Annotated in this window: 21 protein-coding genes; 5 read left to right on the top strand and 16 right to left on the bottom strand. The window is 72.5% G+C overall.

Annotated elements, in window-relative coordinates:
• Nucleotides 1-253: 253 nt before the first annotated feature.
• Both AB0D31_RS26745 and AB0D31_RS26750 read right to left on the bottom strand, forming a co-directional pair.
• Nucleotides 254-928, bottom strand: a complete 675-nt coding sequence (locus tag AB0D31_RS26745; protein ID WP_362727739.1) for an HAD-IA family hydrolase — start codon at nucleotides 926-928, stop codon at nucleotides 254-256.
• Between the two features lie 146 nt (nucleotides 929-1,074).
• Complete coding sequence (locus AB0D31_RS26750) at nucleotides 1,075-1,980, bottom strand: peptidoglycan-binding domain-containing protein (RefSeq protein ID WP_362727741.1); 906 nt, start codon at nucleotides 1,978-1,980, stop codon at nucleotides 1,075-1,077.
• A gap of 435 nt (nucleotides 1,981-2,415) precedes the next feature.
• On the opposite strand from AB0D31_RS26750, the gene AB0D31_RS26755 reads away from it, so the two are divergent.
• Complete coding sequence (locus tag AB0D31_RS26755) at nucleotides 2,416-4,491, top strand: MFS transporter (RefSeq protein ID WP_362727743.1); 2,076 nt, start codon at nucleotides 2,416-2,418, stop codon at nucleotides 4,489-4,491.
• Between the two features lie 117 nt (nucleotides 4,492-4,608).
• On the opposite strand, the gene AB0D31_RS26760 is transcribed toward AB0D31_RS26755, so the two are convergent.
• The 6 genes from AB0D31_RS26760 to AB0D31_RS26785 form a co-directional block, all read right to left on the bottom strand.
• Nucleotides 4,609-5,112 (bottom strand): GNAT family N-acetyltransferase, encoded by a 504-nt coding sequence (locus AB0D31_RS26760; protein WP_362727745.1) that lies wholly within the window; start codon nucleotides 5,110-5,112, stop codon nucleotides 4,609-4,611.
• Between the two features lie 59 nt (nucleotides 5,113-5,171).
• On the bottom strand, nucleotides 5,172-5,531 hold the full coding sequence (locus tag AB0D31_RS26765; RefSeq protein WP_362727747.1) for an antibiotic biosynthesis monooxygenase: 360 nt from the start codon (nucleotides 5,529-5,531) through the stop codon (nucleotides 5,172-5,174).
• Between the two features lie 69 nt (nucleotides 5,532-5,600).
• Entirely contained in the window at nucleotides 5,601-6,716 is a 1,116-nt protein-coding gene (locus tag AB0D31_RS26770; RefSeq protein ID WP_362727749.1) for a DUF2330 domain-containing protein, read from the bottom strand.
• A 138-nt stretch (nucleotides 6,717-6,854) separates the two neighbouring features.
• Nucleotides 6,855-7,598 (bottom strand): pyridoxamine 5'-phosphate oxidase family protein, encoded by a 744-nt coding sequence (locus AB0D31_RS26775; protein ID WP_362727751.1) that lies wholly within the window; start codon nucleotides 7,596-7,598, stop codon nucleotides 6,855-6,857.
• Between the two features lie 92 nt (nucleotides 7,599-7,690).
• The gene (locus AB0D31_RS26780; RefSeq protein WP_362727752.1) at nucleotides 7,691-8,647 is read right to left on the bottom strand and encodes a phosphotransferase; all 957 of its coding nucleotides are present in this window, start codon (nucleotides 8,645-8,647) and stop codon (nucleotides 7,691-7,693) included.
• A gap of 242 nt (nucleotides 8,648-8,889) precedes the next feature.
• Nucleotides 8,890-10,137: a cytochrome P450 gene (locus AB0D31_RS26785; protein ID WP_362727754.1), complete on the bottom strand. Its 1,248-nt coding sequence runs from the start codon at nucleotides 10,135-10,137 to the stop codon at nucleotides 8,890-8,892.
• Nucleotides 10,138-10,374: 237 nt separating this feature from the next.
• Between AB0D31_RS26785 and AB0D31_RS26790 the strand changes: the two genes are divergently transcribed.
• On the top strand, nucleotides 10,375-11,547 hold the full coding sequence (locus AB0D31_RS26790; protein WP_362727756.1) for a steroid 3-ketoacyl-CoA thiolase: 1,173 nt from the start codon (nucleotides 10,375-10,377) through the stop codon (nucleotides 11,545-11,547).
• Between the two features lie 56 nt (nucleotides 11,548-11,603).
• Here the strand turns inward: AB0D31_RS26790 and AB0D31_RS26795 are convergent, their stop codons facing one another.
• The 7 genes from AB0D31_RS26795 to AB0D31_RS26825 form a co-directional block, all read right to left on the bottom strand.
• Nucleotides 11,604-12,026 (bottom strand): transglycosylase SLT domain-containing protein, encoded by a 423-nt coding sequence (locus AB0D31_RS26795; protein WP_362727758.1) that lies wholly within the window; start codon nucleotides 12,024-12,026, stop codon nucleotides 11,604-11,606.
• A 307-nt stretch (nucleotides 12,027-12,333) separates the two neighbouring features.
• The gene (locus tag AB0D31_RS26800; protein ID WP_362727760.1) at nucleotides 12,334-13,173 is read right to left on the bottom strand and encodes an ECF transporter S component; all 840 of its coding nucleotides are present in this window, start codon (nucleotides 13,171-13,173) and stop codon (nucleotides 12,334-12,336) included.
• Nucleotides 13,174-13,193: 20 nt separating this feature from the next.
• A complete protein-coding gene (locus tag AB0D31_RS26805) occupies nucleotides 13,194-14,927 on the bottom strand; it encodes an ATP-binding cassette domain-containing protein (RefSeq protein ID WP_362727813.1) in 1,734 nt (577 codons plus the stop codon).
• Nucleotides 14,928-15,013: 86 nt separating this feature from the next.
• Entirely contained in the window at nucleotides 15,014-16,204 is a 1,191-nt protein-coding gene (locus AB0D31_RS26810; RefSeq protein WP_362727762.1) for an energy-coupling factor transporter transmembrane component T, read from the bottom strand.
• Between the two features lie 7 nt (nucleotides 16,205-16,211).
• Nucleotides 16,212-16,871, bottom strand: coding sequence for an SCO2322 family protein (locus tag AB0D31_RS26815; RefSeq protein WP_362727764.1), 660 nt, complete (start codon nucleotides 16,869-16,871; stop codon nucleotides 16,212-16,214).
• A complete protein-coding gene (locus tag AB0D31_RS26820) occupies nucleotides 16,871-18,103 on the bottom strand; it encodes a prenyltransferase/squalene oxidase repeat-containing protein (RefSeq protein WP_362727765.1) in 1,233 nt (410 codons plus the stop codon). Before AB0D31_RS26820 ends, AB0D31_RS26815 begins: the two co-directional genes overlap by 1 nt.
• 504 nt (nucleotides 18,104-18,607) lie before the next feature.
• Nucleotides 18,608-19,672 carry an MBL fold metallo-hydrolase gene (locus tag AB0D31_RS26825; RefSeq protein ID WP_362727767.1) on the bottom strand — a complete coding sequence of 355 codons (1,065 nt, stop codon included), beginning with the start codon at nucleotides 19,670-19,672 and terminating at the stop codon, nucleotides 18,608-18,610.
• 330 nt (nucleotides 19,673-20,002) lie between these two features.
• Between AB0D31_RS26825 and AB0D31_RS26830 the strand changes: the two genes are divergently transcribed.
• Together AB0D31_RS26830 and AB0D31_RS26835 are read left to right on the top strand one after the other, a co-directional pair.
• Entirely contained in the window at nucleotides 20,003-21,463 is a 1,461-nt protein-coding gene (locus tag AB0D31_RS26830; protein ID WP_362727769.1) for an aldehyde dehydrogenase, read from the top strand.
• Entirely contained in the window at nucleotides 21,463-21,696 is a 234-nt protein-coding gene (locus AB0D31_RS26835) for a ferredoxin (protein ID WP_362727771.1), read from the top strand. The genes AB0D31_RS26830 and AB0D31_RS26835 overlap by 1 nt, the downstream gene beginning before the upstream one ends.
• A gap of 93 nt (nucleotides 21,697-21,789) precedes the next feature.
• Here AB0D31_RS26835 and AB0D31_RS26840 read toward each other — a convergent pair whose 3' ends face one another.
• Complete coding sequence (locus tag AB0D31_RS26840; RefSeq protein WP_362727773.1) at nucleotides 21,790-22,416, bottom strand: TetR family transcriptional regulator; 627 nt, start codon at nucleotides 22,414-22,416, stop codon at nucleotides 21,790-21,792.
• Nucleotides 22,417-22,664: 248 nt separating this feature from the next.
• On the opposite strand from AB0D31_RS26840, the gene AB0D31_RS26845 reads away from it, so the two are divergent.
• Complete coding sequence (locus AB0D31_RS26845; RefSeq protein WP_362727775.1) at nucleotides 22,665-23,990, top strand: glycosyltransferase family 4 protein; 1,326 nt, start codon at nucleotides 22,665-22,667, stop codon at nucleotides 23,988-23,990.
• The last annotated feature ends 146 nt before the right edge of the window (nucleotides 23,991-24,136 follow it).

A 24,136-nucleotide genomic window follows, 5' to 3' on the forward strand; every position in this document is an offset into this window, starting at 1 on the left:
TCCCCCAAGGCCTTAAGGGCCAGGGGGAACCCCCATTGACAGGCTGAGGTTGCCCATGCGGGCCGGCATCCTGCCGCGGTCAGCCCACCTGGGGCCCCACCACGGCGGAGCCCGTAGGGCACTCTCTGCCGGGCAGACACCCCCACCGCGGCGGAGCCGCGCAACGGGTGCAGCCCGCGCCCCTCGGAGCGTATCCGGGATGCGAAAACGGCCCCCGTGGTAGGACGGGGGCCGTTTGTACGGGGGCGGCTGCTCAGCCGGCGATCTCCAGGCGCAGGGTGCCGTCCGCCCCGGCGGTGACGGTGAGATGCGTGAGGTCGGGAACGTGGACGGTGGGCTGATGGGCACCCGCCCGCGGGCCCACGCCCACGACGCGCATCCCCGCGGCACGGCCCGCCGCGATGCCGGCCTCGGAGTCCTCGAAGACGACGCAGTCCGCCGGGGCGAAGCCCAGCTCGGCGGCGCCCTTGAGGAAGCCCTCCGGATCCGGCTTGCTCGCGCCCACCGACTCGGCCGTGATCCGCACCTCGGGCATCGGCAGCCCAGCGGCTGTCATACGGGCCCGGGCGAGCGCCGCGTCGGCGGAGGTGACCAGGGCGTGCGGCAGCTCGGCGATGGCCGCCATGAAGGCACCGGCGCCCCCGACCGGCACGACGCCGTCGGTGTCCGCGGTCTCCTCGGCGAGCATCACCTTGTTGTCCGCGTGGTTCTGCTCCATCGGGCGCTCCGGGAGCAGCACGGCCATCGTGGCGTAGCCCTGACGGCCGTGGACGACCTTGAGGGCGGCCTCGGGGTCGAGGCCGTGGCGCTCGGCCCAGCGCCGCCAGCAGCGCTCGACCACGGCGTCGGAGTTCACGATCGTGCCGTCCATGTCCAAGAGGAGGGCGCGGGCGGTCAGGACGGTGGTGGTCGTGGTGCTGGCCGACATCGGCGGACTCCAGTAGCGCGGGACGGCGCATGGGGGGCACGGAAAAACAAAGGTGACCCCCGCCCGCCGGTCAGGGAGTACAGGCAGGGATCACTTTGTTCCACCACGATACAAAACGAGGAGGGGGTTGTGCCACCCGGGCGGTCCTAGGGCTGGTCCGTCATGGATTCGAGCGCGCGCCGCGTCGGCGGCCCGTACACCCCGGCCGGGTCGCCCGTGACACCCGTATAGGACTGGAAGTCGCGTACCGAGCGCTCCGTCCGCGAACCGAAGCCGCCGTCGACGCTGCCGTTGTAGAGGCCCAACTGGCTGAGCCGCTCCTGGAGTTCGAGCACATCGGGCCCGCTGTCGCCCCGCCGCAGCGTCCGGCTCTGCGGCGGCGCGACCGGCTTGCCCTCGGGGGCACGCGAGGACGATGCGGAGGGCGACGGCGCCGCGGGCGCGGACTTCGACGGGCCCGGTGCGGCGGCCTTCGACGCGGAGGCGGACGCGGACGGCGAGGGCGGCATCGACGCGGACGCGGAGGCGGAGTGGCTCGGCGCCTGCTTCCTCGTACGCGATGCGGTGGCCGACGGCGTCGCGGACCCGGTGTCGGCGCCGCTGTACGGGACGCCGGTGTCCACGGCATCGGGCAGCGCCTGCTTCGGTGTCGCGTCGTCGGCGAACAGAGTGCTCGCGAAGGCCGCCGTGGCGACGACGACGGCGGTGGCGGCCCCGACGGTCAGCGCGGCGAGCCGACGCCGCCTGCGGGGCCTGCGGGGCCGGGGGCCCGCGGGGCGGGGGGAGCCGGAGGTGTGGTGCGCGGGGTACGGCACCGTGGCCGCGACCCCGCCGCCGCCCCCGGCGGAGACCTGCCCGGCGGCTCCCTGACCGGCCGAGTCCTCCGTGGCCGGGGCGACCACCCCGAGCTGCATGGTCCGGTCGATGCCGGTGTCGATGCCGGTGTCGACACCGATGCCGGTGTCGACACCGCTGTGGACACCGGCACCGGAGGAACCATCGCTGACGACGCCGTCGACGCCGTCGACACCACCGGAAGCCCCAGCAGCCACTCCAGCAACCAAAGGGTTCCCGTCAGGCGCAGGCCCCCCGTCAGGCGCAGGCCCCTCGTCCGCCGAAGCCGCCCCGTTCGGCAGGACGACGTACGGCCGGATGCGCAGCGGATCGAACTCTTCCGACGCGGCGGCCTCCGCCGAGCGTTCGGCATGCAGGGTCTCGGCCGCGCGTACGGCGCAGGCGCAGCCGGGTCTGCCGTCCACCCCGCGTTCCGCGCCGCATTCAGGACAGCCGTGTCCGGTCATCGTCGGGTCCCCTCCCCTTGGACTGCGAGCGATTATGCCCGGCGGCCCGCGGGCACCCGGGGGCTGTGGCTCGCCCCGGCAGGCCATTTCCGTACATTCCGATCAAGATGGTGTGTGCGGATCCGAGCGCCAACGGATCCGAGCACACCAACGGATCCGAGTACCCGAACGGATGGGACGTGGGCCATGGCTCAGGGAACCGCTCCCGCCACCGTCGCCCCCGGTGCGGGGCACGAACGGCGGACCGTGATGGTCGCCATCGGAGCGCTGCTGCTCGGCATGCTGCTCGCCGCGCTCGACCAGACGATCGTCTCGACGGCGCTGCCGACCATCGTCAGTGACCTGGGCGGGATGGAGCACCTGTCGTGGGTGGTCACGGCGTACATGCTGGCGTCCACCGCGGCCACCCCGCTCTGGGGCAAGCTCGGTGACCAGTACGGCCGCAAGAAGCTGTTCCAGGCGGCCATCGTCATCTTCCTCATCGGTTCCGCGCTGTGCGGCGTGGCGCAGAACATGGGCGAGCTGATCGGCTTCCGCGCACTCCAGGGCCTCGGCGGTGGCGGACTCATGGTCCTGTCCATGGCGATCGTCGGCGACCTCGTCTCGCCCCGCGAGCGCGGCAAGTACCAGGGCCTGTTCGGCGCGGTCTTCGGCGCGACCAGCGTGCTCGGCCCCCTGCTCGGCGGGTTCTTCACCGAGCAGCTCAGCTGGCGCTGGGTGTTCTACATCAACCTGCCCATCGGCGTCATCGCGCTCGCGGTCATCGCCGCCGTCCTGCACATCCCGGCGCGCGGCACCCGGCACACCATCGACTACCTGGGCACCTTCCTCATCGCCTCCGTCGCGACCTGCCTGGTTCTGGTCGCCTCGCTCGGCGGTACGACCTGGCCCTGGGCCTCCGCGCAGATCATCGGGCTCGCGGTGCTCGGCCTCGTCCTGCTCGTGGCGTTCGTCGCGGTGGAGCGCAGGGCGGTCGAGCCGGTCCTGCCGCTGAAGCTGTTCCGCATCCGCACCTTCAGTCTCGTCGCGCTCATCAGCTTCATCGTGGGCTTCGCCATGTTCGGCGCGATGACATACCTGCCGACGTTCCTCCAGGTCGTGCAGGGCATCTCGCCCACCATGTCCGGGGTGCACATGCTGCCGATGGTGCTCGGCATGCTGCTGACCTCGACGGCGTCCGGCCAGATCGTGTCCCGCACGGGACGCTGGAAGGCCTTTCCCATCGCGGGCACCGCGGTCACCACGATCGGCCTGCTCCTCCTGCACCGGCTCACCGAGACCAGCTCCACCTGGGAGATGAGTGTCTACTTCTTCGTGTTCGGCGCCGGCCTCGGTCTCGTCATGCAGGTCCTGGTCCTGGTGGTGCAGAACGCGGTCGACTACGCGGACCTGGGCGTCGCCACCTCCGGCGCCACCTTCTTCCGCTCCATCGGGGCCTCGTTCGGCGTCGCCATCTTCGGCACGATCTTCACCAACCGGCTCACCGGGAAACTCTCCGACGCCCTCGCCGGGCAGCAACTTCCGCCCGGGGTGGGCCCCGGCACCATCTCGGCCGACCCGCACACCATCGGACTGCTCCCGCCCGCCGCACGCGCGCCGGTGCTGCATGCGTACGCCTCGTCCATCACCGATGTCTTCCTGTACGCGGCGCCGGTCGTGCTCCTCGCGTTCGTGACCGCGTGGTTCCTCAAGGAGGACAAGCTGCGGGGTGCGGTCACCGCGCCCGACACGAGCCAGACCCTCGCCTCGAACCCCGTCGAGCGGTCCTCGTACGACGAGTGCGCGCGGGCCCTTTCGGTGCTCGGCACCCGCGAGGGGCGCCGCGAGATCTACGAGACGATCACGCGCAAGGCCGACCTCGATCTGCTGCCCGCGGCCAGCTGGCTGCTTCTGCGCATCAACAAGTACGGATCCGCCGACCCCGGGGTGCTCGCCGAGCGCAGCCCCGTACCCCTGCATGTGATCACGGAGGCGGCCCGCCAGGTCGAGGAGCGCGGGCTCGCCGAGCGCGACGGCATGCCGCTGGTCCTGACCGACGAGGGCCGGGGCATCGCGGTGCGGCTTTCGGCGGCACGCGAGGAGTCCCTGGCCGAGCTGCTCGGCGACTGGTGGGGCCCGGGGCGCCCCACCGACCTGGTGAAGCTGGTGAGGGAGCTCTCCTCGGAGCTGTCCGGCTCCGACGAGGAACAGCCCCACACACCGCTGGCCCGCCAGGACCTCAGGACCCAGGGGTACGGGGAGTCGGGGCACGGGGAGTCGTAGGCCACGGGGAGTCGTGGGGCGCGGTGACGTCCGGGGCTCGGGCCCACCCGCCGCCGTAGGCCACGGTGACGTGCGCGGCCCAGGCCCACCCGTCGCCATGGCGGGCGGTCCCGCGCGCTACAGCTCCTTCGCGAACCAGCGTTCGCTGTACGGGCCCTCGCTGTACGGAGCCACCTCGCGGTAGCCGTGTTTTGTGTACAGGCCCCGCGCCTCGACCAGGTCGTGCCGGGTGTCCAGGGCAATGCGGCGCGCCCCGAGGCGACGGGCCGCGTCCTCCAGGGCGTGGAGCAGGGCCCCGCCGCCCCCGGTCCCGCGCGCGAAGGGGCGGACGAAGACCCGGGTGAGTTCGGCGGTGGCCGGGGACGACCCGTCGATGAGGGGCGCCTTCGCGAAGAGCAGCACGCCCCCGCACGCCGCCGGCCGCCCCTCGTACCGCCCGACCACGAAGTCGCCCGTGGGCAGGGCGAGTTGATCGGCGCCGTCGTCGGTGAGGCCCTGCTCGATCTCCGCGGCGGTGGCGGGCCTGCCGTACCACCGGCTCGCCACCTCGTCGTAGTACGCGCGGCGCAACAGGCTCGCATCGGGGGTGTCGGGCCGCTCGGCGGCCATGATCCAGCTCATGGGCCCTGCCTATCCCGAGGGCGCGGGCCCCGGCCACCGAATTAAAACGGCCGGCCCGCTCAGGCCTTGGGCGCCGCCTGCTGCACGACCTCGAACGACCACAGCGTGGAACCGGACGCCGCCGGCTTGGGCCGCTCGCCGCCCTCACCCTGGGCGCCGCCGTGTGCACCGCCCTGACCCTGACCGCCGCCGTGCGCGCCCCGCATCGACGTGGCCATCCAGTTCTGGAAGTCCTCCTCGCTGCGCCAGCGGGTGTAGACCAGGTACTGGTCGGTGCCCTCCGCCGGGCGCAGCAGCTCGAACCACTCGAAGCCGTCGGAGTTCTCCACGGACCCGGCCCGCGAGGCGAACCGCTTCTCCAGGACCTCACGCTGCTCGTCCGGCACGGTCAGTACGTTGATCTTTACGACGCTGGGCACGCGACACCTCTCGTCACATCGGCGGGCGCCGGGGTGGCGCCTTCGCCTCGTCCATCTGCGCTCAGTGTGCTACACGGCGTTCCGGTACGGAGCCGGGGCCACCCGGCGGGCCCGCAGCCGCCACACGGTCAGGCCCGCCCCCGCGGCCACCACCAGGGCGCCGCCCACCACTGTGACGAGCCAGGCCGGGGCGCCGCCCACGGTCATCAACTCCTCGGTGTACCAGGCGCGTTGGAATGGCGTGTCAGTGGGCGCCTGGCGGATCTCGTGATCGCCGGTGATCTTGGAAGGCTGAGCGAAGTACTGGGTCAGCGCGGTCACGTACACCGACGGCGCCTGCCCCGTCAGGTCGCCCAGCGCGCCACCCGGATGTGTGACCCGGCCCGCGAAGAGCGTCTGCGGCTCGTAGCCTCCGATGGCGGACGCCGTCTCCATACGGTGGGTGCCCAGCAGGTACAGGTTCAGCGTCTGCGGGGTCCTGGCGAGGCGCGAGAGCCGCATCGGGTAGACGGGACGGTCGCTGGCGAAGGTCAGGCTCAGCGGGTCGAGCGGCCCGCCCAGCGTCTGGCCCACCTGGTCGGGGGCGAGCCGGATCGCCACGTACTCCCACTTCTGGTCGACGTAGGGCCGCAGTTCGGTGGCGAGGGCCTGCGGCAGCTCGAAGCCGTTGTGCGCGAGCCAGTCGCGCAGCGCCGTCGGGTCGGTCGCGGTGAGCCTGGCCACGTCGAACGGGCCGAGACGCTCCCTGCCGACCACCTCCACGGGGGGCTTCGCGGCCGCGCGCGGCGCGCCGTCGCCCACGCTGCGGTCCTCGGCGAAGGGCCAGTCGCCGTCCTTGGGCCAGAAGTAGGAGCGGGTGCGGTGCACGGGTGCGGAGATCTCTTCCAGCTGGTCGAAGAGGTGCCGGTCGCCCAGCTTCACCGTCGCCCGGCTGGGCACCGGCATGATCCACGCGGCGCGTGGTGCGTTGCCGTCGACCGTGAGCCGCATGACGATCTGCTCGCTCCGGCCGTCCCACCGGACGGCCGAGGTCTCCTGGCGCACGCTCAGCTGCCGCCCGCTCTGCGGCACCATCGCCCCACAGCCGCAGGCGTACGCGGGCGCCACGAGCGAGCCCAGTTGCAGCGCGACCAGCGCCAACGCCACGAGCAGCGCCCGCCGCCACAGTCCTCGCGTGCCCGTCATGCCCTCGTACCCCCGTGTGATCGCTCCGACAGACGATCGACGCAGTCGACCGACGGGAGCTACGACGACGGCGCGGCACCTCCGGTTCCGGTTGTTCCGGTGCTGCGCGGGCCGGGGCGGGCCGGGGCCGCGGGGGCCTCAGCCGGCGGAGCCGCCGCCGAGCGCCGAGACATGGCTGGGTACGGCGATGTCCGCGGGCAGGGCGGGGTCGGGCTCGGGCGCACCGAAGCGGGTGTGCACGGGGATCACTCCCGCCCACAGGCCGAGCTGTCCGTCGGGCCCATCGGCGTCGTCGGGCGGCCCCGACGCCACCTTGACGGACGCCTCGTCGAGGGAGAGGGCGAGCAGTGAAGTGGCCGCCAGTTCCTTGGAGTTGGGGCGTCGGGCGTACTCCCACTGGCCGGGCGCGCAGTGCTCGGTCAGGACCCTGAGCCCGTGCAGCAGCTCGTCGCCCTCGGTGATCAGCCGGGGCACGGCGTAGATCATCGCGCTGCGGTAGTTGACCCCGTGCTCGAAGACCGAGCGGGCGAGCACGAGCCCGTCGATGTGCGTCACGGTCACGCACACCGTGGCCTGCGGCGCCCGCACGATGCTGCGGCTCGCGACCGAGCCGTGCACGAACAGCGTCCGGCGGTCGAAGTCCACGCCGTACACCGTCGGCACCACCATCGGGGCGCCGTCGACGACGACCCCGAGGTGGCAGACGAAGCCGGCGCGGAGGATCGCGTCGAGGTCGGCGGCGCGCGTGCTGCCCTGGTCGCGCAGCCGCCGGTGCCGGGTCCGATCGGTGACCGTCAGCTCCGTGGCGGGCGGCTCGGCCGGGGTTTGTCCGGGTTCGGCGGGAGTGGCCCGAAGGTGCTGATCCAGTGGTTGTGCGTCCATGATCCTGCCGATTCCGTCGCGAGGTGGGTCTGAGGCAACTGTTTCAGCAGGATGAGAGGGCAGGCAAGAGGCGTTCGCCGTGAGTCCGCCGTCTAGTGACCCTGGTCGAGCACGGCCTCGATGTACTCCTCCAGGCGTCGCCCGACGACATCGGGGGTCAGGTCGTCGCGGCCGAGGGCGCGCCAGGACACGGCGACCTTTTCGGCGTCCGGGGCGAAGGCGAGGGCGTCGAGGAGCCGCCAGTACAGCCGGTCGTCCGGATCGAGCGCGAGCCGGCCGCCGGCCGCGCCGTACCGCTCGGCGAAGCCGAGGCCGGCCGGGATGCCGTGCAGCAGCGCGAGGTTGGTCGAGCAGTGGGCCACGTCGAGATCGGCGGGGCCCCAGGAGGTCTCGACCCAGTCGACCACACCGCTCACGCGCAGGTCGGCCCCGGCGCCGGCGAACAGGACGTTGCCGGGGTGGAAGTCGCGGTGCAGGAACACCGGCCGGTACGCGGGAGGTTGGCGCCGGATCACGTCGACGGCACGCTGCCAGAGCTCGGGTCGGCGGGTGGTTTCGGGCACCCGTACGCGGTCCGGGGCGGTCCAGGCCTCATAGGTGCGCGGCCGGTCATCCTCGGCGACCTCGATGCGGTGGATGTCGAGGAGGTGGCGGGCGAGAAGCGGCGCCCGCTCGGCGGCGCCCGCGTCGTCGATGCGTACGGTGCCGGGGAGCAGCGACATGAGCAGCGAAGGGTGGTCGCAGTGCGAGCCGTCCGGGTCGACGGCAATGAGCTGGGCGGCGGGCACCGGGGTGCGGCCGAGCAGGGTCAGCACATCGGCCTCGCGCAGGAGCAGCCCGGGGGCGGCCCGGACGTAGAACTGCTTGACGAAGGAGCGCAGGACGACGGAGCGCGGCCGCTCGCCGCCGATGCGAAGGCGCCGCATCTCGGAGCTCCACCCGCCGCGCAGCGCGACCGCCCCCTCGACGGTCGCGCTGCCGCCCAGGCTCTTCTCCACCCACAGCCGGGTCGCGCCCCAGCTCTGCCCCGTGTCGTCCGACTGGATCATGGAGCGAGCGTAACGAGCCGCGAACCAGGGGCGAACCAGTCGCGAACCAGTCGCGAACCAGTCGCGAACCAGTCGCGAACCAGTCGTGAATGAGTCGGGCGAGAGGAGACAGGGGCCGGGGCGTAGGGGGACGGACCCTGTCTCCTGGTTCGGGGCCGGGTGGCTGGGTGGCTTGGTTCGGGGGCCGGGCGGTCGGGATCGGGGGCGGGCGGTCCGGTTCGGGGGTCGGGTGGTCGGAGTGGTCAACTACGGGTCACTGCAAGGCCCTTGATGCCGTTGAGCCAGGCCGAGCGGAGCCGGCGTGGCTCGCCTGCGAGGCGTAGATCGGGCAGGACGTCCGCGATGGCGTTGAAGATCAGGTTGATTTCGAGGACGGCGAGGGACTTGCCGAGGCAAAAGTGCGGGCCGCCGCCGCCGAAGCCGAGGTGGGGGTTGGGGTCCCGGGTGATGTCGAAGCGTTCCGGGTGCTCGAAGACCTCGGGGTCGTTGTTGGCGGAGGAGTAGAAGATGCCGACGCGGTCGCCCGCCGTGATCTTCTGGCCGGCAAGCTCGGTGTCCTGGGTCGCCGTGCGCTGGAAGGCGACGACGGGGGTGGCCCAGCGCACAATCTCCTCGGCCGCGGTGGCGGGGCGCTCGCGTTTGTAGAGTTCCCACTGGTCGGGGTTGGTCAGGAACGCGTGCATGCCGTGGCTGATCGCGTTGCGGGTCGTCTCGTTGCCCGCCACCGCGAGCAGGATGACGAAGAAGCCGAACTCGTCCGAGAGCAGATTGCCCTCGCCCTCGGCCGCGACCAGCTGCGACACGATGTCCTTGGCCGGGCACTCCTTGCGGGCGGCCGCGAGGTTCATCGCGTACGACACCAGCTCCATCGCCGCCTCGGCGCCGATCTCCTCGGTGATCGCGTACTCCGGATCGTCGTACGCCGCCATCTTGTTGGACCAGTCGAAGATCTTGGTCCGGTCCTCCTGGGGGACGCCGATGAGCTCGGCGATCGCCTGGAGGGGGAGCTCGACGGCGATATTGGTGACGAAGTCGAAGGCGCCGTTGTTCTTGTTGGCTTCCGACAGGGCCGCGTCCACGATGGAGCGGGCGCGGTCGCGCAGCGCGTTCTCCAGGGAGCGGATCGCGCGCGGGGTGAAGCCGCGCTGGACGATCTGGCGGACCCGGGAGTGCTCGGGCGGGTCCATGTTCAGCATGATCAGTTTCTGTACGTCGATCTGCTCGCGGCTGATCGACTCGTTGAAGCGGATCACCGCGGTGTTGGTGGTGGAGGAGAACAACTCCGGGTGCGTGGACACGTACTTGACGTCCGCGTGCCGCGTCACCGCCCAGTAGCCGTCGTCCTGGAAGCCGGCGATGCCGTTCGGCTGGGCGCACCACCACACCGGAGCGGTGCCGCGCAGCTCGGCGAACTCCGGGTGCGGTACGCGGGATTGGAGCAGGTCGGGGTCGGTGAAGTCGAACCCGTCGGGCAGGTGGGGGCAACGCATCGGCCACTCCATGTCTGACGGTCCATCAGAAGTTGAGGGCAAGGTAGTAACGGGTTCCACAACAAGCAAGGCTCGCGGCGGCATCTGTTGCGCACTGAACTGCCCACGAGGGGCGTGCACAACCCTTGCGTACCCGGGGTAGCTCTCATAAGACTGCACTCAGAACTAGAACGCGTATCAGTTCGTGGCCGTGCGGTGCCGGGACACCCAGCGGCTGTGTCAGGAGAGGACGAGCTCATGGCCGCGGAACCCGTCATCGTCGAAGCCGTACGCACACCCATCGGCAAGCGTGGAGGCGCGCTCGCCAATCTGCACCCTGCCTACCTGCTCGGCGAGACCTACCGCGAACTCCTCGGACGCACCGGCATCCACGCCGACTGCGTCGAACAGATCGTCGGCGGTACGGTCACCCACGCCGGCGAGCAGTCCATGAACCCGGCGCGCACCGCCTGGCTCGCGGTGGGGCTGCCGTACGAGACCGCCGCGACCACCGTCGACTGCCAGTGCGGCTCCTCGCAGCAGGCCAGTCACATGGTGGCCAACATGATCGCGGCGGGGGTCATCGACGTCGGCATCAGCTGCGGGGTGGAGGCGATGTCCCGGGTGCCGCTCGGCTCCGGCTCCAAGCACGGGCCGGGCAAGCCGTGGCCCGACGAGTGGAACGTGGACCTGCCCAACCAGTTCGAGGCGGCGGAGCGGATCGCCCGCAAGCGGGGCCTGACCCGGGAGCGGGTCGACTCGCTCGGGCTCCTGTCGCAGGAGCGGGCGGCCGTGGCCTGGGGCGAGGAGCGCTTCAAACGCGAGACCTTCGCCGTGCAGGTGCCGACGACCGAGGAGGAGCAGGCGGCCGGGCAGGGGATGTGGCGCCTCGTCGACCGCGACGAGGGGCTGCGCGACACGTCGATGGAGGCGCTCGGGCGGCTCAAGCCGGTCATGCCCACGGCGGTGCACACGGCGGGCAACTCCTCGCAGATCTCCGACGGTTCGGCGGCGATCATGTGGGCGTCCAAGCGGATGGCCCGCGCGCTGAAGCTGAAGCCGCGGGCGCGGATCGTGGCGCAGTCGCTGGTCGGTGCCGACCCGCACTTCCACCTCGACGGGCCGATCGACGCGACGCGGGCGGTGCTTGGGAAGGCGGGGATGTCGTTGCGGGACATCGACGTCGTCGAGATCAACGAGGCGTTCGCGTCGGTGGTGCTGAGCTGGGCGCAGGTCTTCGAGCAGGACCTGGAGAAGGTGAACGTGAACGGGGGCGCGATCGCGCTGGGCCACCCGGTGGGGGCCACCGGAGCCCGGCTCATTGCGACGGCACTGCATGAGCTTGAGCGGCGGGACAAGGAGTTCGCGTTGGTCACGATGTGCGCGGGGGGTGCGCTGGCGACGGGCACGATCATTCAGCGCCTGTCCTAGGACCCAGCCGGGCCCCTGGGGCTCCGCCCCAGGGCCGCGGCTCCTGCTGGTACGGCTCAGTACCAGCTGTTCTGCTGCCAGAAGTTCCACGCGCCACACGGGCTGCCGTAACGGTCGTTCATGTAGCTCAGACCCCACTTGATCTGGGTCGCCGGGTTGGACTTCCAGTCGGCACCGGCGGACGCCATCTTCGAGCCGGGCAGGGCCTGGACCAGACCGTACGCGCCGGAGGAGGCGTTGGTGGCGGACGGGTTCCAGCCGGACTCGTGGTTCACGATCTTGCTGAAGCACTGGAACTGCTGGGCCGGCATCATCTTCTGCGCGATCGCCTGGGCGCTCGTCGGTGCGGCCTGGGCCGGGACGGCGGCCATGGCGACACCGGCGGCGGCGAGCACAGTGGCGCCGGCGGCGGCGATGGACTTCTTACGAGCGGTGAAACGGGCGGCGAAAGACAACACGAAACCTAACCTCGGGGACATGGTCGTCGCGCTCGGCCGAACGTCTCGAAGACTTCTACGGCGGGGGAACCCGTAAGGAGTCGGCCCGGTGCGGACCGGGCGGTTCCGGCGACTCGAACAGTTGTAACGGGCTCCGGGGGGCGACCGCAACGACCCCATTTACTAGTGGGAGTCGCACGAGGGGTGCAACGTCCTTCGGGGTGTAAGAGAGGGGTAAGGCCAGGTCACTGCGGCTGCGGCAGCCCGTTTGGATCATGCGGATCGGGCACTACCGCGGCTCGTAGAGGACCAACGGCCTGTGGGCGGCCTCACCCCGGAGGGACCCTTTTCAGGCCTCGAATGTGACCTGGGCCTCGAAGGCGGCACGCCTCGTGGCCCTTCGTAGCGCCTTGAGGAGCGTCGCGCCGAGCGCCACCGTCAGCACCACCGTGAGCGCCGCGCGCCCCAGGTCCCAGCCGAGCGAGGTGGCCGCGCAGTACGCGAAGAAGCGCACCAGGTTGTCCCGGAGCGGATCGCCGGGATGGAAGGAGATCCCCGACGACATGCCGCCGATGAAGGTCCAGCCCTGGAGGTTCATGACCGTGCCGTACGCGAAGGAGGCGAGCGCGCCATAGACGGCGAGCATCGCGAGTTCGGCCCGGCCGCGCAGGCGGTGCGGGGCCGGCAGCAGGCCCGCGCCCATCGTGAACCAGCCCATCGCCAGCATCTGGAACGGCATCCACGGGCCGACCCCGCCGGTCAGCAGGGCCGAGGCGAACATCGTCACCGAGCCGAGGACGAAGCCGAAGCCCGGGCCGAGCACCCGGCCGCTCAGCACCATCAGGAAGAACATCGGCTCCAGGCCGGCCGTGCCCGCCCCCAGGGGCCGCAGCGCCACGCCCACCGCGGCGAGCACCCCGAGCATCGCGACGGCCTTCGCGTCCAGACCGTCGTCGGCGATGGTGGCGATCACCACACCCACCAGGAGCGGGAGCAGCGCGGCGAAGAGCCAGGGGGCGTCCGGCGCGTGCGCGAGCCCGGAATCGGCGTTGGCCAGCAGCGGCCAGCCGAACGCGGCGACGCCGACGAGGGTGATGAGGGCGAGGGCCGCGATCGCGCGCGGGCCCAACCGGACGGGGCGGGCGGGCCTCGGCTTCCGGGCCGCGACAGGACTCGTGTTCCGGGTCACGCCAGGCCTTGTGTTCCGGGTCATGACAAGGCCTCGCGTACCTGCGGGGACAGGGCCTCGCGTACTTGCGGGACGGTCAGCCAGTGCTGCGGCGCGAGCACCTTGGCGACCTGCGGGGCGAACGCGGGCGACGAGACGACCACCTCGGCGGTCGGGCCGTCCGCGACGACCTCACCGCCCGCGAGGATCACCACACGGTGGGCGAGCTCGGCGGCGAGCTCCACGTCGTGCGTGGCGAGCACGATGGCGTGCCCCTCGGCGGCGAGCCCCCGCAACACCGTGATCAGGCGGGCCTTCGCCGCGTAGTCCAGGCCGCGGGTCGGCTCGTCGAGCAGGAGAAGGGGAGGGCGGCCGGTCAGCACGATCGCGAGAGCGAGGGCGAGACGCTGTCCTTCGGACAGGTCGCGGGGGTGGGTGCCGTCCGCCACGTCCGGCAGCAGCTCGGAGACGAGCGCGCGGCAGCTACCGGGCTCGGCCCCGGCGTCCTCGTCCGCGGCGGCGCACTCCGCGGCCACGGTGTTGGCGTACAGCAGGTCACGCGGCTCCTGCGGTACGAGAGCGACCTCCCGGATCAGTTCGCGCGGCGGGCTGCGGTGGGGGATGCGGCCGCCCACGGTGACCGACCCGGAGGTGGGCTCGATCATGCCGACGAGGGTGCCGAGCAGGGTGGACTTGCCGGCCCCGTTGCGGCCCATCAGGGCGATGGTCTCGCCCGGGCCGACGGCGAGGTCCACGCGACGCAGCGCCTCCACCCGGCCGCGGCGGACGCCCAGGGCTACGGCGGTCGCGGTAGCGGTGGGGGTGGGCACTTCAGGGGCGGGCATCTCAGGGGTGGGCAGCGTGGGGGTGCGCGGGGGGCGGCGGAAGAGGGCGGCCAGGGCGCGCTGTGCGGCTGTGTGCCGGGGGACGGGGGTGCGGGGTCCGGCCCCGCGTCGGGGCGGCTGTTCCGCGTGGTCACCGGGGAGGGGCGACTGTGCGGGCTGCGGGGTGTGCGTGGCCAGGCGGGCGCGCAGGGGGCCTGCCTTTCGGCGGGCGTCGCGGACCGAGAGGGGGAGGGGGGCCCAGCCCGCCAGGTGGCCCAGGGCCACCACCGGGGGGTGGACGGGGGAGATGCGCATGATGTCGGCGGGGGTGCCCATCACCGGCGGGGCGCCGGGCGCCGGGAGCAGGATGACCTGGTCGGCGTATTGGACCACCCGTTCCAGGCGGTGCTCGGCGAGCAGGACCGTGGTGCCCAGGTCGTGCACCAGGCGTTGCAGGACCGACAGGACGTCCTCCGCCGCGGCGGGGTCGAGCGCCGAGGTCGGCTCGTCCAGGACGAGGATCTTCGGATGGGGAGTGAGTACCGAGCCGATCGCGACGCGTTGCTGCTGGCCGCCGGAGAGTGTGGCGATCGGACGGTCGCGCAGCTCCGCGAGGCCCAGCAGGTCCAGGGTCTCCTCCACGCGGCGGCGCATCACGGCGGGGGCGAGCCCCAACGACTCCATTCCGTAAGCGAGTTCGTCCTCCACGGTGTCGGTGACGAAGTGGGCGAGCGGGTCCTGGCCCACCGTGCCGACCAGGTCGGCGAGTTCGCGCGGCCGGTGGGTGCGGGTGTCGCGGCCGTCCACGGTGACCCGGCCGCGCAGGGTGCCGCCGGTGAAGTGCGGGACGAGCCCGGAGACCGTACCGAGCAGGGTCGACTTGCCGACGCCGGACGGGCCGATCAGCAGAACCAACTCCCCTTCCGGGATGGTCAGTTCGACGCCCTGCACGGTCGGCTCGTGGGCAACGGCGCCGGGGTTGCTCGAGCCGTCGAAGTCGCCCGGGTCGTAGGTGACCGACACGTTCTCGAACCGGATCACTGTGACTCCTTCGGAGGTACGGGTGCGACGAACGCCGGGAGCAGACCGGCGAGCAGCGACAGCGCGGGCCAGAGCGGCAGGCCCGGCGCGGTCAGCGGGACGACACCGAGGGTCAGCGCGTCGGGAGCGTAGGAACCCGCCCACACGGTCAGCGCCGCGACCGCCACACCCGAACCGGCCACGAGGCAGGAGCGGACGCCCCAGCGGTCGGGCCGGTAGCGGGTACGGATCTGGCGGCGGCCGCCGAGCCGCAGCCCCGCGAGGCAGGCGAGCAGCCCTCCGGCCAGCACGGGGACGCCGTATCCGGCGCCCTCGGAGGCGAGCAGTCCGTACGTTCCCGCGCACACGCCGAGCAGGCCGCCCAGGGTGAGGGCGGTGGTGGTGTGGCGTAGGGGGGCGGGGACCCGGGCGCTGCGGCCGTAGCCGCGGGCGTCCATCGAGGCGGCGACGGCGACGGAGCGTTCCAGGGCCCCTTCGAGCACCGGCAGGCCGATCTGCGCGATCGCCTTGACGCCGCCGGTGGGGCGGCCGCGCAGCCTGCGCGCGGTACGCAGCCGTACGACGTCGGCGACCATGTTCGGCGCGAACGTCATCGCGACGACCACGGCGACGCCGGCCTCGTACAGGGCGCCGGGCAGCGACTTGAGGAGGCGGGCCGGGTTGGCGAGGGCGTTCGCCGCGCCCACGCAGATCAGCAGGGTGGCGAGCCGCGCACCGTCGTACAGGGCGAAGAGCATGCCCTCCGCCGTGACGCGGCCGCCGACGCGGATGCCCTTCGCCCAGTCGGGCAGCGGGAGCTCGGGGAGCGTGAACAGGGTGTGGCTGCCGGGGATCGGCGAGCCGAGGACCAGGTTGAAGGCGAGACGGATGCCGACGACAAACAGGCCGATCTTGATGAACGCGGTGTAGGACCGGGCCCAGGGGGCGTCCGTCTTACGGGCGGCCACGACGTAGCCGGCGACACCGACGAGGAGGCCGAGCAGAAGGGGATTGTTCGTGCGCGACGCGGCGGTGGCCAGCCCGAGCGCCCAGAGCCACCAGGCACCGGGATGCACGGCGTTGCTACGGCTCGCCAGGGGCGTGAGTGTGCGGCGCGGGGCAGGTGTGCGGGGGGTGGTCTCGGGCCGGGGCCGGGGCCGGGGTGTGCGGGGGTTGGTGGCCTCGGGCCCGGGGGTTTCGGGGGGCATGGTGGGGTCAGTGCCTGCGGCGGCGGGACTGCCAGATCGCTGCCGCGCCCAGGGCGAGGACCGCGGCCACCCCGGCCAGGAGGCCCGCCGACGGGCCGCCGCTTCCGCCGTCGCCGCCCGCGCCACCGTGCTGCGCGGCCGGCTCGGACGTTCCGGCCGGGTCGCCCACCTGCTCGCCGCAGCCGGCACGCGGGTACCCGTTGATCGCGCACAGCAGGGCCGCGCTGTTGTAGCGGAGCGGCTTGGCGACGGCCGCGAGGGCGTCCGCCGTGGTGGCGTCCGGGGCGACCTGGGCGCAGGCGGTGCGCGGTGCGGGCGGGGTCTCGCCCTGGGCGGCGTCCTGCGGCGTACCGAAGTCGATGACGAGCGCGACCCGCTTCGTGCCGTCCTTGGTCGGCGTCGCGGCGCACACCGCCTCGAAGGACGGCGCCGAACGCGGCTTGGTGGCGTCCTGGGAGTCCGCGCTCACCGCGAAGCGGAAGCCCTCGACCGAGCCGTCGCCGGGGTGTGCCGACGCCGGGCCCTGAGTGGCGTACGTCCAGGCGTCGCCCGTCAGGTCCCAGAAGGACCAGTAGCGGTACCCGGCGGCTTCGGCCGAACCCGTACCGGCGAGCAGGGTCACCAGGGTGAGGAGCAGGACGGCCGGCGCGGCGAGTCGCGTGCGCATCACAGCTGCTGGTTCTTCTTGCGGCCGCTGATCAGAAAGCCGACACCGATGCCGGCGACGAGGCCGACGCCCACGATCCACCAGACGGAGATGCCGTCGTTCTTCTTCTCGCTCTTCTGCGCGTCGTCCTTCTTCTCGGCGGACGACGACGCGGCGGCCTCGGGGGCGGGACCGGTGGCGTTCAGGGCCTTGACGAGGTCGGTGCCGCCGAAGTTCTTCGGGTCGGCGCCGGTCGCGTCGGCGGCGAAGACGAGCTGGGCGTAGGCGGCGGGGCCGTTCTCCTTGGCCCAGGCGGCGGCGTTCTTGGCGAGCCAGTCGGCCGACTTCTTCGCCTGGTCGGGCAGGCCCGCCGCGGCGAGCGCGACGACCGCGTCGGCGGTGTTGCCGACGTCGGGCTGGTCGGTGGCGCCCGGCATCGCGGACTTCAGGAAGCCGGTCGGGGCGAGCGTCCTGGCGAGGTAGGCGGCGCCGTTGTGCGCGCCCTGCTCGGGGGTGGACGCCTTCGCGCAGGCGGTGCCCTTGGTGTCGGGGCTGCCCGCGGTGGCGGCGAGGCCCTTGCCGAGGGAGCCGGTCACGGCGGCGGCGGTCGCGTCGGGGTTGGCGTACAGCTTCTGCGTCTTGGGGTCGGGCTGGAAGGCGAAGGCGCCCGCGCCGTCGGGGTCGTCGCAGGGCAGCGCGAAGGTGAGGAGCGCGTCGAGGGGGGACTTGCCGCCCTTGGCCGACTTCACGTCGGCGGGCTTCTCGCCTGCGGCGGCCAGGGCACCGATCACGATGGCGGTGGAGTTGGCGTCGCTGCCGCCCATGCCGGGGGTGTACGGCCAGCCGCCGTCGTCCTGCTGTACCGACTTCAGCCAGGTGACGCTCTTCTTGACGGCGTCGGTGTGACCGCCCACCGCGACGAGCGCCTGTACGGCGGCGGCGGTGGCGTTGGTGTCCAGCTTCGTCGCGTCGCACGCCTTGGCCGTGTCGGCGCGGAACGCCATGAACGAGCCGTCGGCGCACTGCTGCCCGGTGAGCCAGCCGACCGCCTGGCCGGCCGGGGTGACATCGGCCTTCTCCTGGGCGAGGAAGGCCAGGGACTGCCGGAAGACTCCGTCGTACGTCGGGTCCTTCGCGCCGTACAGGCCCGGCGGGACCGCCGCGGGGGAGGGCGCGGCGACGGCGGCCGGGGCGGCTGCGCCGAGGACGGCGGTTGCTGCGGCGAGTGCTGCGGCGCAGCGGCGTACGGTCATGGCGGGCGGTGCCTCTCCTGCGGGGGAGCGCGGGCGCGGGTGCGCGCTGCACCCGGCTCGGCTCCGTGTACCTCGACGGTGCCGGTCACCTGCGGTGTGCGGGTGACGCGTGAGCCGGTCATGCGATGAGGGGCATTCCTTGCGCGGAATGCGGTCCCGCCGGGGCTCGCACGAAACCGAGCTCGGGGGAGGCTTCCCCCGTACGGGGCATGACGACGACGCGTCCACCTTACCGGGGCGCCCGCGTCCCCCCACCGGGGCCCTGGCCCTGCGGGCAGCACCCCGCGCCCCTGGCGGGACCGGTGCCGGGCGGCATGGAGATCCTCAGCCTGTCATGGGGGCCCATGGCCCTTGAGGTCTTGGGGGAGATGAAGGACGAGGGCCGTTCAGGCCCGAACGGGGGTCTGGAGCGGAGCCCCAGGGAGCCGGGCCGTTCTACGGAGCCGCACGGGCGGGTGGGTGGGTGAACGTGTTGGGGTCCGGGGCGGCGATCCGGCGGCTCCGCTAGACCGAGCGGTACCGGACGACCCCACCCACCCCCGCCGTATCCACCCGCTCGACCCGCCCCAGCTTCTCCAGCCTGCGCACATGCGCCTCCGCCTCGGAGACGGCGATCGTGCGGGAACCGTACGGGATCTGCTCCCAGGGCCGGTTCCACTCCATGCGTTCGGCCAGCTGCCACGGGGTGAGCGGTGTGGACAGCAGGGTCAGCAGGCTGGTCAGGCGGTCCTCGTGATGGGCCAGCAACTCGGCCACCCGCACCGCCGGTTCCGTAAAGGGATGCTGGTGCGCGGGCAGTACTTCGGCGACGCCGAGGCGGCCGACGCGTTCGAGGGAGTCGAGGTAGTCGCCGAGCGGGTCGGCGCCGCCCGCGTCGTCGGGGTCCTCGTACAGACCGATGTGCGGGGTGATGCCGGGCAGCAGATGGTCGCCGCTGAACAGGCGCCCATTGCCCGGGAGTTGGCCCGGGTGCTGCTCCTCCAGGTGGAGGCATACGTGGCCCGGGGTGTGCCCGGGCGTCCAGATCGCGCGGAGCCGGCGCCCGGCCAGCGGCAGCAGCTCGCCCGGTGCGATCTCGCGGTCGGGCAGCGCGGCCCGCAGGCCCGGCAGGGCCCGCCCCCGTCCGGCGGCGCGGGCCTCGCGCAGCGGGGCGAGATGCTCCTCGGGCGCACCGACCGCCGTGAGCTTGGCGCACAAGTAGTCGAGCCAGACGCCCGGTTCGGCCTCGCGGGTGCGGCGTACGACGGCGGTGTCGGCGGGGTGCATCGCGATCCAGGCGCCGGACGCCTCCCTGACCTGACCGGAGAGGCCGTGGTGGTCGGGGTGGTGGTGGGTGATGACCACACCGTGGATGTCGTTCACGTCCGTACCGAGGGCGCGCAACCCCGCGCCGAGTGTGGACCAGGAGGCCGGGTCGTCCCACCCGGTGTCGACGAGCACCGGACCCCGGTCGGTGTCGACGAGGTGGACCAGGGTGTGGCCGAGCGGGTTGTCGGGGATGGGCACCTTGATGGAGTGGACTCCGCCTCCGTGGTCGCTCACCTGGGGCGCGGCTGGCTCCTGCGGCATGGAGTCCTCGTCTCTGTGGGGCTCGCGGCGGGCCTCCCCCGGGTGCGCGTCCGACGGGCCGCCCTGCGGTCACTATAACTAGAACTGGTTTCAGTAGTCGCCTCCGTCATGCAACTTCCCGAGGCGGGGGGTGCGATGAGATCCCCACCCTCGCCCCGCCCTGCCGGACGCCTCCGTCAAGGCCCCGCCCCACCCGTGGACTCCTGGAACTAGAACTGGTATCAGTTCTGAGGCAGAGTCAGGTCCCGCTGAATGCACACCGGAACGCACACCAATGGAACGCACACCAATGGAACGCAGACCACGCCCGCGCCGCAGGAGGCACCCGGCATGACCGAGCTCGTGGAACACGGACAGCTTTTCATCGGCGGGGAGTTGACCGACCCCCTCGGCTCCGACGTCATCGAGGTGATCTCGCCCCACACCGAGCAGGTCATCGGCCGCGTCCCGCACGCCTCGCGGGCCGACGTGGACCGGGCCGTCGCCGCCGCGCGCACCGCCTTCGAGACGGGGCCCTGGGCGCGGGCCACGCCGGATGAGCGCATCGACGTGGTGTCGCGGATCAAGGACGCGATCCTGGCGCGGCACGAGGAGATCGCCAGATCGATCAGCTCGCAGAACGGATCCCCGTACTCCTGGAGCGTGCTCGCGCAGGCGCTCGGCGCGATGATGGTGTGGGACTCGGCGATCACCGTCGCCCGCCAATTCCCGTACGAGGAACGGCGGTCGGGCGCACTCGGCCCGCTGCTCGTACGGCGCGAGCCGGTCGGTGTCGTGGCGGCCGTGGTCCCGTGGAACGTGCCCCAGTTCGTGGCCGCCGCCAAGCTCGCCCCCGCGCTGCTCACCGGCTGCTCGGTGATTCTCAAGCCGTCCCCCGAGACCCCCCTCGACTCCTACATCCTCGGCGAGATCGCCGCCGAGGCCGGGCTCCCAAGGGGCGTCCTGTCGATCCTGCCCGCGGACCGCGAGGTCAGCGAGTACCTCGTGGGGCACCCCGGCGTGGACAAGGTCGCCTTCACCGGGTCGGTCGCGGCCGGCAAGCGCGTGATGGAGGTGGCCGCGCGCAACCTCACCCGCGTCACCCTGGAGCTCGGTGGCAAGTCGGCCGCCGTGATCCTTCCCGACGCCGATCTGGAGGCGACCGTCGCGGGGGTGGTCCCGGCGGCCTGGATGAACAACGGGCAGGCGTGCGTGGCCCAGACCCGCATCCTGGCGCCGCGCGGTCGCTACGACGAGTTCGCCGAGGCGTTCGCGGCGGCGGCGGGCGCGCTCGTCGTCGGCGACCCGATGGACCCGGCCACCCAGGTCGGCCCGCTCGTCGCCGAGCGCCAGCAGCGCCGCTCGCTCGACTACATCCGGATCGGCCAGGAGGAAGGCGCCAAGATCCTGGCGGGCGGCGGCCGGCCGGCCGGGCTGGAACGGGGCTGGTACGTCGAGCCGACCCTCTTCGGCGGGGTCGACAACTCGATGCGCGTCGCCCGCGAGGAGATCTTCGGCCCGGTCATCTGCCTGCTGCCGTACGGGGACGAGGCGGAGGCACTGCGGATCGCCAACGACTCCGAGTACGGGCTCAGCGGCAGCGTGTGGACCGCCGACGTCGAGCACGGCATCGACTTCGGGCGCCGGGTGCGGACCGGGACCTTCAACGTCAACACCTTCAGCCTCGACATGCTCGGCCCGTTCGGCGGCTACAAGTCCTCCGGTGTGGGGCGGGAGTTCGGGCCCGAGGGGTTCGGCGAGTACCTGGAGCACAAGATGATCCACCTGCCCGCCGGGCACGGAGGCGAGTGATGGGCGACCGCTGGCATGTCGAGGTCGACCGGAGCGTGTGCATCGGCTCCGGCATGTGCGTCAACCACGCCCCGGACGGCTTCGCGCTCGACTCCGCGCGGCAGTCCCATCCGCGGTCCGCGGACACGGATGCCAACGAGGCGATCCTGGCGGCGGCCGAGGGCTGCCCGGTCGAGGCGATCCTGATCACCCTGGTCGAATCGCGCGAGGCGGTGTTTCCGCCGGAGGAGTAGCCGCCGAGCCCGCCCCCAGCCCCGCCGGGCCGGGGGCCCCACACCCCGTTCGCCCGCGGACCGTGCCCGCGTCCCGCGCGGTCCCCCGCGCCCCTAGCGCGGTGCGGGTCGGCCGGGGCTGGTGAGGTCGATGAGTTTGCAGACTGTTTCGATGTCGATCTTGACCTGGGCGATCGACGCCCGGCCCGAGAGCCACGTGATCAGGGCCGAGTGCCAGGTGTGCTCGATGACGCGGACCGCCGAGAGCTGCTCGGGCGTCGGATGGTCGAGGCCCATCGCGTCGAGGATGATCGCCGTGGTCTGCCGCGAGACCGTGTCCACCTCGGGGCTCACCGAGCGGTCCGCGAAGGTGAGCGCCCGCACCATCGCGTCCGCCAGATGCGGCTCACGCTGAAGCGCGCGGAAGGCCCGCATGAGTGTTTCGGCCACCCGTTCGGCCGAGGCCTCGCCGGACGGTGGATGCTTGCGCAGCGTGCTGTGCAGGTGCTGGAGCTGGTCCTGCATGGTGGCGACCAGGAGGTGGATCTTGGACGGGAAGTAGCGGTACAGGGTGCCGAGCGCGACCCCCGCGGCCTCGGCCACCTCCCGCATCTGCACCGCGTCGAACCCGCCCCGGCTGGCCAGCTGGGCGCTCGCGTGCAGGATGCGGCGGCGCCGCGCCTCCTGGCGTTCCGTCAGGGGAGGGGAGGCCGCGGTGGCCGCCTTGACTTCCGCTGTCATATGTACCGTTCCCCGTTTGTCCGGTTCTCTCGGGTTCCCCCGCCACGGTCTTCGGCGGCCCAGCATGGCAGGGGCCCCGCCGTGGCGCGAATCACCTGATCCGGCCCTTACAGTCGCACTACCTGCCGGTAGATTCGATGCTCCTTGAGTGATCAAAGCACGCTCAAGAAGGATCAAGTCTGGAACTTGTTCTAGATTAGCGCGAGCGGTTACGCTCCGGCGAAACGCAGTGATGAAGGGGGCCGCGAGTGACCGCTGAGGCCATAGAGGCAGGCCCCCGCACCGGGGACGCCGGCCGTGCGGGCGAAGGCCCGCTGCGGATCGCGCTGCTGACCTACAAGGGGAACCCGTTCTGCGGCGGCCAGGGCGTCTACGTCCGCCACCTCTCGCGCGAACTGGCCCGGCTCGGCCACCACGTCGAGGTCATCGGCGCCCAGCCCTACCCCGTGCTCGACGAGGGCGTGCCCCTCACCGAGCTCGCCAGCATGGACCTCTACCGCTCGCCCGACCCGTTCCGCACGCCCGCGCGGGACGAGTACCGGGACTGGATCGACCACCTCGAAGTGGCCACCATGCGCACCGGCGGCTTCCCCGAGCCGCTCACCTTCTCGCTGCGCGCCCGGCGTCATCTGGCCGCCCGCCGCGGCGAGTTCGACGTCGTCCACGACAACCAGACCCTCGGCTACGGGCTGCTCGGCGACATCGGCGCGCCCCTGGTCACCACGATCCACCACCCCATCACCGTCGACCGCAAGCTCGAACTGGACGCGGCCCCCGACTGGAAGCGCCGCGCCTCCGTGCGCCGCTGGTACGGCTTCACCTCCATGCAGAAGCGGGTCGCCCGCCGGCTGCCCTCCGTGCTCACCGTCTCCGGCACCTCCAAGGGCGAGATCGTCGACCACCTCGGGGTCCGCGAGGACCGCATCGAGGTCGTGCACATCGGGGCCGACACCGCGCTGTGGTCGCCCGATCCCGCGGTCGCCGAAGTGCCCGGCCGGATCGTGACCACCTCCAGCGCGGACGTACCGCTCAAGGGCCTGGTCTTCCTCGTCGAGGCGCTCGCCAAGGTGCGCGCCGAACACCCCGACGCCCACCTCGTCGTCGTCGGCAGGCGCGCCGAGGACGGGCCCGTCGCCCATGCCATCGAGAAGTACGGGCTCGGCCACGCCGTCGAGTTCGTCAAGGGCATCACCGACGCCGAACTCGTCGACCTCGTACGCTCCGCGCAGATCGCCTGCGTACCGTCGCTGTACGAGGGCTTCTCGCTGCCCGCCGCCGAGGCGATGGCGACCTCCACCCCGCTGCTCGCCACGACCGGCGGCGCGATCCCCGAGGTCGCCGGCACCGACGGCGAGACCTGCCTCGCGGTGCCGCCCGGCGACGCGGGGGCGCTCGCCGCCGGCCTCACCCGCCTCCTCGGCGACCCGGCGCTGCGCCGCCGCCTCGGCGCGGCCGGCCGCGAACGCGTCCTCGAACGCTTCACCTGGCGCCGCGCGGCCATCGGCACCGCCGACCTCTACCGCTCCGCGATCGCCGCCCAGGGCCGCCCCGCGGCCCGGAAGGCGGCCAGGTGATCCGCAGCTCGGACCACAGGCGCCCCGCGGGCCGGAACGCGCCCCGGCCGCCCGGCCGCGGTGCGTTCCGGCGGGGTGCCCGGTGACGACGCACCACCCCCGAAACCCCGGCCGAACCCATCCCCCCGTCCGCGAAAGCAGGCATC

This window comes from Streptomyces sp. NPDC048361 (assembly GCF_040651795.1).
Classification (GTDB): Bacteria; Actinomycetota; Actinomycetes; order Streptomycetales; family Streptomycetaceae; genus Streptomyces.